This window comes from Nocardia sp. NPDC051052 (genome assembly GCF_044456045.1).
In the GTDB taxonomy this organism is placed as follows: Bacteria; Actinomycetota; Actinomycetes; order Mycobacteriales; family Mycobacteriaceae; genus Nocardia.
This window is the reverse complement of record NZ_JBITFL010000001.1, coordinates 880,858-894,783: the sequence shown is the minus strand read 5'-3', so window position 1 is coordinate 894,783 and position 13,926 is coordinate 880,858. Positions and strand designations below refer to the sequence as shown.

The window sequence follows — 13,926 nt, the reverse complement described above, 5'->3', positions numbered from 1 at the left end:
ATCGTTTCTCCTTTTGTCCTCGGAAAGGTTCTCCCAGAAATGTGCGGCATGGCAGGGTGCCTGCTCCCGATGTTTCCGGGAACCTTCCCGGGTCGCGGGGCAGGCCGGGCTCGTTCGGCGGCGGTGCGCCGGGCAGCCCACCCGAAATCCTTCGGTACAGCCAAGATTCGCGACGGACGAGCACAGCAGTGACCGGTATGGTGCTTGCGGCGGCAGTGGAGACGAGGCGTGATGAAGAGTGCAGACGACTTCGATCGTCGGATCGAACCGTTCCGGACGGAGCTGCTGGCGTACTGCTACCGGATGCTCGGGTCGGCGCACGACGCGGAGGACCTGGTCCAGGACACGTATCTGCGAGCGTGGCGGGCGCGCGAGCAGTACGACGATACGCGCAGCTCACTACGCACCTGGCTCTACCGGATCGCGACCAATGTTTGCCTGACCGCGCTGCAACGCCGAGGCGGGCGACCGCTACCGTCGGGACTGGTGGACGCGACGGATCCGCTCGACCCGCTCGTCCTCGGCGAGCACGCCGCCTGGCTGCAGCCCGTACCGGATTCGTTGTTGAGCACCGGCGATCCGGCCGGAACCGTGATCGAGCGCAGCAGTCTGCGCTTGGCATTCGCCTCCGCCCTGCAGCACCTATCGGCGCGGCAGCGTGGTGCGCTGATCCTGCGTGAGGTGCTCAGCTTTTCCGCGGCCGAGTCGGCGGAAATCCTCGGCACCACAGTCGTATCCGTGAACAGCTCACTACAGCGGGCGCGCACCCGCCTGAAGGAGATCGGGGTCGGGCTGGAACGGGTCAGCGAGCCGTCCACGGCGGAGCAGCGCGCCTGGGTCGAGCGCTACATGACGGCGTTCGCGCACGCCGACGTCGAGGGCCTCAAACGACTGCTCACCGAGGACGTCGTCATGGAGATGCCGCCGATGGTCAACTGGTTCCGCGGCCGCACCAACTACGGCCTGTTCATGGAATGGGTCTTCGAGGCGGCCGGGAAGGACTGGCGGCTCGCGCAGGTCACCGCCAACGGCGGCCAACCCGGATTCGCCGCCTACCAGCGCGTCGACGGCCGGTACGAACTGCACACGCTCCAGATCTTCACCGTCACCGCCGAGGGCATCAGCCGTAACTCGGTGTTCCAGGATCCCGAAGTCTTCGCGACTTTCGGCTTGACGGCCCGACTCGACGCTTAGGGCGCAAAATTCTTTCCAGCAGACGCGATGAGTTCGGGCGTCGCCGCCGGTATGTATTCCCGAGTTCGCCGGAACACTCCTGGCGAGCCGATCAACAAGGGAGACTCCGATGTCGAACAATCGTGCCGCAGACGAGGCCGCGATCCAGGCCGTGCTCGCTGATTCCTACAAGGCATGGGAGGCGGGCGACGCCGACGCCATGGTCGCCGACTACACCGCGGACGCGACCGCCATCATTCCCGGCTCGCTCCGCGACAGCCGCGAGATGATCCGCCAGAGCATGGCATCGGCCTTCGCGGGCCGGCTCGCGGGCAGCTCGACCGTCAACAAGCAGCTCAGCATCCGCTTCGTCGGCACCGACGCGGCGATCGTCATCAGCGAATCCGCCATCCTGTTCGCCGGCGAGACCGAAGTTCCCGCCGAACGCACAGTCAACGCGACCTGGGTCTTCGAGAAGCGCGACGGCCACTGGCTGATCGCCGCCTATCACAACAGCCCGGTACTGGCGCCTGCTCAGTGAGCGGCGGCGTGCACTGACCAGACGGCCCTCACCCGCCAATGCGGTTGGGGGCCCACCGGTAAAACCGAGTCGTCATGCGCTGAAGTCTTCGACCCGGACATCTCACCCGGATTTCGCCCACATCTCAGCCAGCGGCGGCAAACCCCGGCGCCGCCCAGCAAAATCGAGCAGAGTGTCGGATCCGGGCCACGCTGTTCGTAGCGATAGTGAACGGCCGCCCACGAGGGCGCCGACACGACCATAGGAGCCGACCGATGTCGCACTCACAGACAAAGATCCACCGCATGTTCGAGCTCGTCGAGCCGATCGCCACCGTCACCTTCTCCGCGATGGCGAACGAGGCGTTTCTGGCTGTGGGCATGCGCAATTATTGGGACGGATACTTCGCGGGGCGGGCCGCGCCGCTGGGACTGGCACCGGCTGAGGTGGTGCACGCGGTCTTCTACAACTTCGCCGATGGCGAAGTGGCACGCCACATCCCGTGGGTGTGGGGGAAGATCACCCCGCAGGAGGCGATCGCCGTGCGCGAGCGGGGCAGCGCCGCCGCGTTGCGGCAGCGGATCGGGGAACTCGCCGACTCCCCGGATCTGGTGCGCGTCGCCGACCTCGCCACCCGAGCCGCGGTCAGCGCGCCGACCGAGGGCCGAGCGCTCTACGCCGGGCTCCGGGCACTCGACGTGCCCGAGGAGCCGGTGGCCAGGCTCTGGCACGCGGCGACACTGCTGCGTGAGCACCGCGGGGACGGCCACAACGCCGCCCTGCTCGCCCACGGCATCGGCGGCACCGAAGCCCATGTCCTGCTCGCACTCTCCCTCGGCATGCGAGCGGAGGAGTTCGGCAGAATCCACCACCTGCCCAAGGCACAGCTGGCCGCCGTCATCGACCGGCTGCACGGGCGCGGCCTCGTGGACGCAGCCGGCGGTTTCACCGCCGCAGGCCGGGAGACCAAGGAGCGGATCGAGACCCGCACCGATGAGCTGGCGGCACCGGCGTACGACGTGCTCACCACAGCCGAGTTCGACGAGCTGACTTCGCTACTCGAGCCGATCGCCGCCGCGGCACAAACCGACGACTGAGCGACGCGGAACTCAGGCCGGTGCCTGCGCGGCATCCGATGGCTCGGACGAGTAGCGCGGAAGGTGCTTGCCGAGGGTGTCGGCCAGCGCCTGGACTCGGCGGACCAGGTCTTCCCGGTAGGTGATGACGTTGTCCCAGTACAGACAGAGGGTGCCGTGCTGGGTGTCACCGTTGCACACCGGCATGCCCATCCAGCTGTGGAAACCTTCGGAGACAACGAGGTCGCGCACGGATCGGAGGAGCGGATCGGTTTGGGCGTCGGCCACGAAGACGTGCTGGTTGTGTTTGACGATGTTGGGGAGGATGACCCCCTCGACCCGACCCTTGATGAGGATTTCCTCGACGTAGCGAGAGGAGAGACCTCGCCAGCGCATCGTGGACGGCGACGGATCGGCGAGCCAGACGTTCCCGGCGGCCACGTGGACTCGGTCCGCGCCCAGCGACGCGGTGGCCACCTCGCAGGCGAGGTCGAGCAGTTCGGACATGCTTCCGACCTTCGACGCCTGCTGGTCGAACTGCTCGAAGTGGTCCGGCCGGGTGCCGGTGCCTCGGGTGATCGTCTCGACGACGTGCGTCGAGAGTGACTCCCCGATCCCAGGTCCCTGCTCGATGTGGCGGACATAGAACTCGAGCGCGTCGCTGTCGGATCCGAAAGACGCCAGCACGATCAGTTCGTAGGCCCCGGTGGTCAGGTGGACCGCATCCACCTGCGGCAGCGACGCCAGGCGGTCGGCGACGGCGAACCGCTGGCCCGACTCGACCCGCACCAGGACGATGAGCCGCGACGGAGGTGCGGTGCGGTCCATGGTGGCTACGACCCGCATACCGTCGCGCTCGATCAATCGGCGGATCCGCTGACGTACGGTCTTCTCCGACACCCCGACCTGGGCGGCGACCTCGAGGTTGGACATCCGCCCGTTCTCGGCCAGCAGTCCGAAGATCTGTTTATCCAGCGCGTCGAGCTCGCGCACATGAACCTCCTCGACTCGGGCAGCACAGCCCCACTGAAATCCGAATATCGACCAACATAGCCGATATTCGGAGCCTGAGCCTCGCGGCAAGGGGCGTGAAGTCCGGTTCGGCTGGCCGGGTTCGTCATCTTCCAGGCGGCCTTCGCCGGTCCGAGGTCGGGGCGGCTCGGCGGGATTACCCCAGGCCGAGCGTCTGAATGCGTCGTTGAGGTTACGCCCGAGTCGGCCCGCACGGGAACTTCCGTCATTGACGGTCCGCCTTCAGTAGCGGTACTTTACAAGAGTCCGAATATCGTCCTAAGAAGGTCGATATTCGGACCCAGCTAGGTAAAGCGTCCGAATCTAGGGCGCAAGGTGGCCGCCCTTCGACCCATCACCCCGATGTCGACGACGGGCCAGCCGGTCTGCGCCGAACACCGGCCGAATCATGAGAGAGGACGCGGCAAAACATGCGATTCGCCTTCAGGACTGCCCCCCAGGACACCACCTGGGCCGAGATACTGGCCGTCTGGCAGGTGGCCGACGACATCGAGGTGTTCGAATCAGGATGGACCTTCGACCACTTCTATCCCATCTTCTCCGACAGCCGAGGGCCGTGCCTGGAAGGCTGGACGGTCACGACCGCACTGGCCCAGGCGACCAAGCGACTCCGATTCGGCACCCTCGTGACCGGGATTCCCTACCGACATCCCGCTGTCCTCGCCAACATGGCGACGGCCCTCGACATCATTTCCGGAGGCCGGCTGGAGCTGGGGATAGGGGCCGGTTGGAACGAAGAGGAATCCGCCGCCTACGGCATTCCGCTCGGTACGCCCGCGGAGCGCAGCGACCGGTTCGAGGAGGCTTGTGCGGTGCTCACCAGCCTCATGAGCCAGGAGACGACCACCTTCCAGGGCAAGTTCTACCAACTTACCGACGCCCGCAACGAACCCAAAGGCGTCCAGCGCCCCCACCCGCCGATATGCATCGGGGGCAACGGCGAGAAGCGCACCCTCCGCACGGCGGCCCGCTTCGCTCAGCATTGGAGCTTCCTCGGCGGGACCCCACCGGAATTCGCCCATAAGCGGGACGTCCTCCATGCCCACTGCGACGACCTGGGTAGAGATCCGAGCGAGATCCTCCTGTCGAGCCCCGTGAAATACGACGGAGACGTGGGCGCCACCGCCGCGGCTGCCGCCGCTCTGGGAGCGGAAGGGCTCGACCTCGCCATCATCCCCCTGCGGCCGCCGCTAGACCCGGCGGTACTCGAGCCCCTCGCCTCCGCCCTCTCCGAGATCGGCCAGTAGGACACACATGATCGTCGACGTACACACCCATTACTTGCCCACTTCGTATCGGCCCATGTTGGCAACGTTGACCGCGATGTCGGGGACGACGACCGCGCCCTCGGCGAACTCGCCATCAGAGGGACGTCAGATGTTCGCGGCAATGTCCGATGAACCGGGAATGATCAATCAGCGAATCGACATGATGGACGATGCCGGAGTGGAGCGGCAGATCCTTTCTCCTGGCAGCCTGGCACCTTACGCGACGGAATCTCGGTTGGCGGTCGAGGCGGCCCATCTGCTCAACGACAGTTACCGCGAGCTGACCGATTCGCGTCCCAACCGATTTTCCTCCTTCGTTTCCCTACCCTTGCCGCATATCGATGCGTCACTCGAGGAAATGCGGCGCGGACTGGACGAGTTGGGCATGGTCGGTGTAGCCCTCAGCTGTTCGGTATTCAACCGCTCCACGGCCGAAGTAGAATTCGAACCGCTGCACGAGGAGATGAACGCGCGGGGAACGACCCTTTTCTTCCATCCGAGTCAAAACGGCATCTGTTCACCATTCATCAACGACTACGGTTTCACGACAGCGGCCGGGGCGTCACTGGAGGACACCGCTATCGTGCTCCATTTGATCAAGCGAAACATCCCGGCTCGCTATCCGAATATCAAAATCATCATTCCGCATTTGGGTGGCCTGATCCCGATGCAGCTGGCGCGACTCGACGGCCAAGCAAGCACGCCGGACCTGCTCAGCCCACCAAGCGTGATGGCGCGCAGCCTCTATTACGACACCGTCGGATGGGGTTCACAGGCCGCTCTCCGGTGTGCCTGCGAAGCCTTCGGCGCCGACCACCTCGTGCCGGGCAGCGACTTTCCTGCTCTGCTGACGGTCGAGTCCTATAGGCGGACGTTCGAGTACATCAAGGAATCTCGATTGTCCGACCAGGAAATCGAGCAGATCCTCTACAGCAATGCGTCGGCTCTATTCGACTTCGACAAGGCACCATCCCGGGCCGTTCCCCGTCGGGAGGTAGATCATGGATGTGTTTGAGGCGATGGAGTCGGCCGTGACCATGCGGTGGTTCTCCGACGAGCCGGTACCAGATGAGCTGATCGATAAACTGATCTGGGCCGGTACCAGAGCGTCGAGTCCAGAGAACTCTCAACTCTGGGACTTCATTGTGGTCAAGTCACCAGAACAGCGTGCGCGGCTGCACGAAATCATTGTTCCCGACATCTCGTCACTCGACGCCGTCCGCGATCGGCTGGCAGATGCTGCCGACCCGGTGAAGCGTCGGATGGGAGAGAGCGGGTATCACCTGTTGGCCACTCTACGAGAGGCCCCGATTCTGATCTTCGTCTGTGGATCATCGCTGGTTCCCGGCGACCCGAGAGAGGACCGCTACCAATACGCCGCAATTTACGGAGCTTCGCAAAATATGCTCGTAGCCGGACGGGCGCTGGGGTTGGGAGTCGCTCCGACCGGCATACATAACCTCAACGGCAGGGGTGTCCGACAAGTGCTCAATGTGCCCGATCACAAGATCATCGGTGTGACCGTGGCAGTCGGGTGGCCGACCCGTCCATTCCGTCCGGTCAAACGGAAGCCGATCGCGGACGTAATGCACGTCGATGCTTGGTGAACGTCCCACCACTACTCGTTCGGCAACTTCCGGTAGAAGGACTGAGATGGGCCGGGTCATCATCGCCGGTGCGGGAATCGTCGGGTTGAGCACCGCGCTTTCCTTGCGCCGGGCGGGTTTTGCGGTCGCGGTCCGGGAGCGGGCGCCGCGGATCAGGGCGACCGGCGCCGTTCTCGGGGTGTGGCCGCACACGATCCGGGAACTCGAACGACTCGGGCTCGGCGCGCGGCTGGCCGAGATCAAAGCGGAACCCAGTTTCGTGCGCTATCGCGATTTTTCCGGTGCCGAGCTCGCCACGATCGACATGCCACCGGCCCGAACGGTATATCGTCCCAGGCTCAGTGCCTTACTCGCCGCCGCGGTCGGTGCGGACGACCTGCGAACCGGCAAGGAACTCGTTGATTACGCCGAAGACCGGGACGGCGTCACCGTGTATTACGCCGACGGCGACCACGAACGCGCGGACCTGCTCGTCGGCGCCGACGGCCTGAATTCGCGGGTGCGTGCGATCCTCGCCCCTGGTACCGAGAGCCGTCACCAGGGCGGGCACCACGTGTGGCGGGCGGTACTGCCCTTCGACGGCGAGGTCGACGATGGCTGTCCCGTGCTCGGGCGCGACCGCACCCGAGGGACGCTCATGCGCCTCGCCGACGGTTCTTGCTGCTGGGTCATCGCCCAATTCGGCGCCACCACCAGTACTACCAGGAACAGCAAGGAAGAAGCCCTCGCCAGGGTATCGAACCTGCACGACGGGACCTGGCCGTTCGCGCTGCGCGAGGCCATCCTGGCCACCCCGGAAGAGTCGGTCCTGCACAGCCGGGTCGCCGTGGTACCCACCATTTCTCGCTGGGCCACCGACCGGGTCGTGCTCGCCGGAGACGCGGCACACGCCATGTCCCCGCACATCGGGTCCGGGGCCTCGCTGGGCATCGAGGACGCGCGCGTGCTCGGTGACTGCCTCAGCCGCGCGGATATCGCACCGGCATTGGCCGCGTACCAAAACGACAGGCTCGACCGTTACCGGCAAGTGCGACGGTACGCGGACGCCCTGGCCGCGGCGCCGACACCGCTGTCCTATGTGGAACGATTCTCCGAATACCTGAACTGGCTCCACCGCAGCCGGTGAGGCCGTCGAGTTCCGTTGATGCCGCGCGCCCGACCGTGTCAGCGCGCGGCATCGCGCACCTCAGTGGGCGGCGTTGTCCCAGCTGCGGCCGGTGCCGACCGAGACATCCAACGGGACCGAGAGATGGATGGCGGCGGCCATCTGTGCCTTGGCCAAGGCCTCCAGAATGTCCTTCTCCCCCTCGGCTACCTCGAACAGCAATTCGTCGTGGATTTGCAGGAGCATGCGGGAGCGCAGCCCTGCTTCCTGGATCGCCTTGTGCACGTTGATCATTGCCACCTTGATGATGTCGGCGGCGGTGCCCTGGATCGGCGCGTTGAGGGCCATGCGTTCTGCGGCTTCGCGGCGCTGGCGGTTACTGGAGTCGAGGTCGGGGAGGTAGCGGCGGCGGCCGAAGAGGGTGGAGGTGTAGCCGACCTTGCGGGCCTGTTCGACTACCTCGTAGAGGTAATCGCGGATGCCGCCGAAGCGGTCGAAGTAGACATCCATTTGTTCTTTGGCTTCGGTGGTGCTGATCTTCAGTTGTGCGGCAAGGCCGTACGAGCTCAGACCGTAGGCGAGGCCGTAGGACATGGCCTTGATGCGGCGGCGCAGTTCGGGGGTGACCTCGGCGATGGGGATGTCGAAGGCCTTCGAGGCGACGAAGGTGTGCAGGTCTTCGCCGGAGTTGAAGGCCTCGATCAGCGCCTCGTCCTCGGAGAGGTGCGCCATGATGCGCATCTCGATCTGGCTGTAATCCGCGGTCATCAGCGACTGGTAGCCGGCGCCGACGACGAAGGTGTCGCGGATCTGCCTGCCGGTGTCGGTGCGGATGGGGATGTTCTGCAGGTTCGGCTCGGTGGACGAGAGGCGGCCGGTGGCGGCGATGGTCTGGTTGAAGGTGGTGTGAATGCGGCCGTCGTCGGCGACGCACTTCAACAGGCCGTCGACGGTGACCTTCAGCCGGGTGGCGTCGCGGTGCTCGAGCAGGTGCTGCAGGAACGGATGCTCGGTCTTCTCGAACAGCGACTCCAGCGCGTCGGCGTCGGTGGTGTAACCGGTCTTGGTGCGCTTGGTCTTCGGCATGTCGAGCTCGTCGAACAGCACCACCTGCAACTGCTTGGGCGAGCCGAGGTTGATCTGCTTGCCGATCACCTCGTAGGCGGCGTTGGCGGCCTCGGACACCTTGTCGGCGAACTGGCGCTGTAGCGTCTCCAGCTGGTCGGTGTCGACGGCGATGCCCGCGCCCTCGAGGGTGGCGAGCACGCCGAGCAGCGGCAACTCCATGTCTTCCAGCAGCGGAACGGATTCGATCTGCTGGAGTTCGGTGTCGAGCGCGTCGGCGAGGTCGGCGACGGCCCTGGCGCGCAGCATCTCGGTCTGCGCGAGCTCGGCGTCGACGGCGTCCTCGTCGTCGAGCAGCGACAGCTGCGGGGCCTCCTCGGTCTCGGCGCGCAGCTCGCGGCGCAGGTAGCGCAGCGAGAGGTCGTCGAGGTTGAAGCTGCGCTGGCCGGGGCGGACCAGGTAGGCGGCCAATGCGGTGTCGCTGGTGAGGCCGCCGAGGGTCCAGCCGCGGCCGCGCAGTGCGTGCATGGCGGCCTTCGCCTCGTGCAGCGCCTTCGGCACGGCCGGGTCGGCGAGCCAAGCGCCAAGTGCCGCTTCGTCCTCCGGGGTCAGGATGGCGACGTCGATGTAGCCGCTCTCGCCGTCGGCGGCCGCGATGGCGAGCGCGCGGACGTCACCGTTGCCGGGGGTGCCTGCGCCGACGACCGAGACACCCTGCCGGACACCGGCTTTCGCGTGCTCGGCGAGCCAGTCGGCGACCGCGCCGACCTCGAGTGCGCCGCCGCTGATCTCGAAGCCCGCCTCGGCTTCGGGCTCCTTCGGGGCCAGCGTCTCGAACAGGCGGTCCCGCAGCACGCGGAACTCCAGGTCGTCGAAGAGCTGATGGATCTTGTTGCGGTCCCACGGTGCCTGCGCCAGCTGATCGGGCGTGTAGGGCAGCGGCACGTCGCGGATCATCTCGGTGAGCTGACGGTTGAGCACCACGCTGCTCAGGTTGGCCCGCAGCGCGTCGCCGACCTTGCCCTTCACCTCGTCCACCTTGTCGACGAGGCTGTTGAGGTCGCCGTATTCGCGGATCCACTTGGCCGCGGTCTTCTCCCCCACGCCGGGGATGCCGGGCAGGTTGTCGCTCGGGTCGCCGCGCAGCGCCGCGTAATCCGGGTACTGGGCCGGGGTGAGGCCGTACTTGGCGAACACCTCGTCGGGGGTGAAGCGGGTGAGATCGGAGACACCCTTGCGCGGGTACAGCAGCGTCACGTTGTCGTCGACCAGCTGGATGGCGTCGCGGTCGCCGGAGACGATCAGCACCCGGAAGCCCTGCGCCTCCGCCTGCGTGGTCAAGGTGGCGATGAGGTCGTCGGCCTCGAAGCCGTCGATCGCCATCACCGGGATGCCCATCGCGCCGAGCACGTCCTTGGTGAGTTCGACCTGCCCGCGGAACTCGTCCGGCGTCTGCGAACGGTTCGCCTTGTACTCCGGGTATGCCTCGGTGCGGAAGGTCTTCCTCGACACGTCGAACGCCGTCGCGATGTGCGTCGGCTTCTCGTCGCGCAGCAGGTTGATCAGCATCGCGGTGAAGCCGTACACCGCGTTGGTGGTCTGCCCCGTCACCGTTTTGAAGTTCTCCGCCGGTAGCGCGAAGAACGCGCGATAGGCAATCGAATGCCCGTCCAACAACAGCAGAGTCGGCCGGTCACCCGACGCGGAATCGCCGGAGCCGGACGCGGTGGCAGGACGCTGAGCAGTCGTGGGTGAACTCACGCCACAGAGTCTAGGGACCAGCACCGACAAGGTGATACGGCGACACCCGCCTCATCCACGTCAGCTGTGAACAGCGCACCTGAACGGCATACGATTCCGCTGCGGTACCGGCCGCAGCGTCACGAGGAGTGCGAGAAATCCGATGGTTCGTTCCGCCGAGGCCATGCATGCCTACCTGATCGACCAGGTCAACCTGATGCTGCGCCGACTGGAGATGTACGGCGGCGAACCCGCGCTGTGGACGCTCTTCGACCACCTGTTCTTCCTGGAAGAGGCGGACAACGGGATCGCGGACCTGCACGAATCCTGGCGTGCGCGCAACGCTTTCACACCCACCGGTGTCAAGGGCGCGCTACAACGCCACCTCCCCGACGACCTTTGCTCGGCGTTGCCTTCGATGTATGCCGAGGCCGCTCGGCAACGCGGCTGGCTCCGCCTGGACCGGGCGCTGACCACTGACGAGCACACCGCATTGCGCGCCTCGATCGAAGCGTTCGTCACGGAGAACCGCACCTGGCACGATGTGCTCGACACATTCGGTCCACCCAGCGTGCTGTTCGGCGGAACGAACCCGCGATACGAGAAGACGCTGGCCTACGCGACCGAGGACAAATCAGACCCGATGGTCTTCTTCCACCTGTGGAACGGCTCCGATCCGGGCACGAAGACCTGGCCGCCGAAGTACAACGAACCGATCCTGTTCGCGGTGCGTTACGGCATGGTCCCGTTCGCGGCGTCCTTCTGCTTCACCCCAGAAGGCACTCGGCGCCGTCCGCCCGAGTGACCAGCCAACCGTCTTCCGTCGAACGCCGGGACCGAGTCGAGGCGGTCGTGCCCTGGTCCCGACTCCAGCCCGGATCAAGTCCGGGATCACGACGAGACCGCTCACCACAATGTTGCGACGAGCTCCCGCAGCACCGGCAGGCTGACCGACCCGGAGCCGAGGACCGCGTCGTGGAATCCCTTGATGTCGAAGGCGCTGCCGAGGCGTTCGGTGGCCGTGAGACGTTGGCGGCGGATTTCGAGTTGGCCGATCTTGTAGGCGACGGCCTGGCCCGGCATGCCGATATAGCGGTCCACCTCGGTGGTGATCTCGGCGAGACCCGCCGGACAGTTGGCGACCATGAAGTCGATGGCCTGTTGCCTGGTCCAGCCTTTGGCGTGCAGGCCGGTGTCGACGACGAGGCGGCAGGACCGCCACGAGTCGCCGCAGAGCATGCCGAGGCGGCCCAGATCGTCCTCGTACAAACCCATTTCGTCGGCGAGCCGCTCGGTGTAGAGCGCCCAGCCCTCGACGAACGCGGTGTTCGCGTAGGACTGACGCTGGAAGCGGGGCAGGTGGTCGAGCTCGTTGGCGATGGTGAGTTGCAGGTGGTGGCCGGGGATGGCCTCGTGGAAGGCCACCGAGGCGGTCTCGAATCGGCCGCGGCCGGTGGGGTGCGAGGTGTTGACGAAGTAGGTACCAGGCCGGGAACCGTCCGCGGCGGGCGGGAAGTAGTAGGCCGGCGGCGCGTCCGCGGCGAGGAAGTCCGGCACGGGGACGATGTCGCACGTTTCCTTGGGCAGCCTGCCGAACCAGTTGCCCATCTCGGCGTTCGCGGCGGTGACCGCGTGGCGCGCGTCGAACATGATCTGCTCGCCGTCGACGTAGCACAGCGCCGGATCGTCCCGCAGCCGCGCGAAGACCTCGCCGAGTTCGGCGGTGCCGAACAGCCGTTCGCCGATCGTCGCGTACTCCTCGCGCAGCCCGGCCAGCTCGGTCAGCCCGAGCTCGTGGATCTCGTCGGCGCCCAGGTCGGGCAGGGTGGTGTGATAGCGCAGCTGACGGCGGTAGATGTCCTCGCCGTCCGCGCCGAGCCAGCACAGGCCGGGCTTGTCGTCGGGGCGGCTCGCGGGCAGCAGCTCGTTGAACAGCACCTCACGGTAGGCCTGGAAGGCCGGGCGGATGGCCTCCCTTGCCACCTCGGTCAATTCGGCCCGCCAGCTCGCTTCGCCGTCCCAGCCCTGCGGGCCTGCGATGGTGACGAACGGATCCGCCGACAGCTCCGAGGCGAGGTATCCGTCGAGCTGATTCAGCGACCGCTCGAGGGTGATCCGCGCGGGCGTACGGCCCGCCGCGAGGCCGTCCCGGAACCGCACCACGGCCTGGCCGAGCATGTCGCCGTACTGCCGATATCGCTGGACGAGTGCGCGCGCGTTTTCCGGCTGTGGCGCGTTGGTCTGCGGTGCCAAGGTGAGGGCGTAGGCGTGCACGCCCTCCATCTGATCGGAGGCCAATTCCAGCGGCCGCCATTCGAGCCGCTCGATCGCGCCGGTCAATTCGGTGCGCAGCAGGCTTCGGGTGATGCGATCGGTGTGGTCGAGCCGCTCGGCGTCGAGCGCGTCGACCTGCCCAAGCAACTCACGCCAGGTGGCCAGCAACCGTTCGTCAGCGGCGGCGGACAGATCCTCGATGCGGTCGTCGAAACGACGGTCGCCGAGCAGCGTCGCGTCGCTGGGTTTGGCCTCCAAGAAGGTGTCCCAGTACCGCTCGGCCAGACCTGTCAGCTCATCGTGACCATTCATGGTGACGATCATGCCTCGAGGACGGCCTTGCGGCACTGGGGTTTACACCGGGACTATCCGACGCCGAGGTAGGCCGACTTCACCGACGGATCGGTGAGCAGCTCCCGGCCGGAGCCGGTCTTGGTGACCTCGCCGGTCTCCATGATGTAGGCGCGGTCGCTGCGCGAGAGCGCCTGTTGCGCGTTCTGCTCGACCAGCAGCACCGTGGTGCCCTGCTGGTTGATCTCCGAGATGATCCGGAAGATCTGCTGAATGATCATGGGCGCCAAGCCCATCGACGGCTCATCCAGCAACAGCAGCCGCGGCCGCGCCATCAGCGCCCGGCCGATGGCGAGCATCTGCTGCTCGCCGCCGGACAACGTGCCACCAACCTGCTTGCGCCGCTCCGCCATTCGCGGAAACAGCTCGAAGACCCAGTCGAGCGTCTTGTTGTATTCCGCCTTCTGCTTGAACGGCCTTCCGTAGCAACCCATGTCGAGGTTTTCCTGCACCGTCATGCCGGGGAAAACGCCACGGCCCTCCGGTGCCTGGATCAGACCCTCGCCCACCCGCTCGTGCGCCTTCATGTGGGTGATGTCGCGACCCTCGAACATGATTCGACCGCGGGTCAGCGGCAACAGCCCGGACAACGCCCGCATCGTGGTGGTCTTGCCCGCGCCGTTCGCGCCGAGCAGGGTAACCAGCTCGCCCGCCGCCACCTGCAGCGAAATCCCGTGCAGCGCCTGGATTCTGCCGTAGTTGACGACCATGTCGG

The 13,926-nt window shown here is 66.2% G+C and carries 12 protein-coding genes; 8 read left to right on the top strand and 4 right to left on the bottom strand.

Annotated features, from left to right (window positions below):
- The first annotated feature begins 231 nt into the window (after positions 1 to 231).
- The 3 genes from ACIBCN_RS04015 to ACIBCN_RS04005 all read left to right on the top strand — a co-directional run bounded on the left by ACIBCN_RS04015 (position 232) and on the right by ACIBCN_RS04005 (position 2,790).
- Positions 232 to 1,194, top strand: coding sequence for a sigma-70 family RNA polymerase sigma factor (locus tag ACIBCN_RS04015; RefSeq protein WP_396990189.1), 963 nt, complete (start codon positions 232 to 234; stop codon positions 1,192 to 1,194).
- A 109-nt stretch (positions 1,195 to 1,303) separates the two neighbouring features.
- Positions 1,304 to 1,714 (top strand): SgcJ/EcaC family oxidoreductase, encoded by a 411-nt coding sequence (locus tag ACIBCN_RS04010; RefSeq protein ID WP_396989952.1) that lies wholly within the window; start codon positions 1,304 to 1,306, stop codon positions 1,712 to 1,714.
- A gap of 254 nt (positions 1,715 to 1,968) precedes the next feature.
- Positions 1,969 to 2,790 (top strand): MarR family transcriptional regulator, encoded by an 822-nt coding sequence (locus ACIBCN_RS04005; RefSeq protein WP_396989951.1) that lies wholly within the window; start codon positions 1,969 to 1,971, stop codon positions 2,788 to 2,790.
- Between the two features lie 12 nt (positions 2,791 to 2,802).
- Here the strand turns inward: ACIBCN_RS04005 and ACIBCN_RS04000 are convergent, their stop codons facing one another.
- The gene (locus ACIBCN_RS04000; protein WP_396989950.1) at positions 2,803 to 3,762 is read right to left on the bottom strand and encodes an AsnC family transcriptional regulator; all 960 of its coding nucleotides are present in this window, start codon (positions 3,760 to 3,762) and stop codon (positions 2,803 to 2,805) included.
- Between the two features lie 449 nt (positions 3,763 to 4,211).
- Between ACIBCN_RS04000 and ACIBCN_RS03995 the strand changes: the two genes are divergently transcribed.
- The 4 genes from ACIBCN_RS03995 to ACIBCN_RS03980 are packed head-to-tail and all read left to right on the top strand — an operon-like array spanning position 4,212 to position 7,802.
- Positions 4,212 to 5,048: an LLM class F420-dependent oxidoreductase gene (locus tag ACIBCN_RS03995; RefSeq protein ID WP_396989949.1), complete on the top strand. Its 837-nt coding sequence runs from the start codon at positions 4,212 to 4,214 to the stop codon at positions 5,046 to 5,048.
- Between the two features lie 7 nt (positions 5,049 to 5,055).
- Positions 5,056 to 6,084: an amidohydrolase family protein gene (locus ACIBCN_RS03990; RefSeq protein WP_396989948.1), complete on the top strand. Its 1,029-nt coding sequence runs from the start codon at positions 5,056 to 5,058 to the stop codon at positions 6,082 to 6,084.
- Positions 6,071 to 6,676 carry a nitroreductase family protein gene (locus tag ACIBCN_RS03985; RefSeq protein ID WP_396989947.1) on the top strand — a complete coding sequence of 202 codons (606 nt, stop codon included), beginning with the start codon at positions 6,071 to 6,073 and terminating at the stop codon, positions 6,674 to 6,676. Before ACIBCN_RS03990 ends, ACIBCN_RS03985 begins: the two co-directional genes overlap by 14 nt.
- Before the next feature lie 46 nt (positions 6,677 to 6,722).
- Positions 6,723 to 7,802 (top strand): FAD-dependent oxidoreductase, encoded by a 1,080-nt coding sequence (locus ACIBCN_RS03980; protein ID WP_396989946.1) that lies wholly within the window; start codon positions 6,723 to 6,725, stop codon positions 7,800 to 7,802.
- A gap of 60 nt (positions 7,803 to 7,862) precedes the next feature.
- Here ACIBCN_RS03980 and polA read toward each other — a convergent pair whose 3' ends face one another.
- Positions 7,863 to 10,607 carry a DNA polymerase I gene (gene polA / locus ACIBCN_RS03975; RefSeq protein WP_396989945.1) on the bottom strand — a complete coding sequence of 915 codons (2,745 nt, stop codon included), beginning with the start codon at positions 10,605 to 10,607 and terminating at the stop codon, positions 7,863 to 7,865.
- A gap of 142 nt (positions 10,608 to 10,749) precedes the next feature.
- On the opposite strand from polA, the gene ACIBCN_RS03970 reads away from it, so the two are divergent.
- Complete coding sequence (locus ACIBCN_RS03970; RefSeq protein ID WP_396989944.1) at positions 10,750 to 11,391, top strand: hypothetical protein; 642 nt, start codon at positions 10,750 to 10,752, stop codon at positions 11,389 to 11,391.
- Positions 11,392 to 11,492: 101 nt separating this feature from the next.
- Here ACIBCN_RS03970 and ACIBCN_RS03965 read toward each other — a convergent pair whose 3' ends face one another.
- Both ACIBCN_RS03965 and ACIBCN_RS03960 read right to left on the bottom strand, forming a co-directional pair.
- A complete protein-coding gene (locus ACIBCN_RS03965) occupies positions 11,493 to 13,172 on the bottom strand; it encodes a DUF885 domain-containing protein (protein ID WP_396989943.1) in 1,680 nt (559 codons plus the stop codon).
- A gap of 53 nt (positions 13,173 to 13,225) precedes the next feature.
- Positions 13,226 to 13,921, bottom strand: coding sequence for an ABC transporter ATP-binding protein (locus ACIBCN_RS03960; RefSeq protein WP_396990188.1), 696 nt, complete (start codon positions 13,919 to 13,921; stop codon positions 13,226 to 13,228).
- Positions 13,922 to 13,926 lie beyond the last annotated feature (5 nt).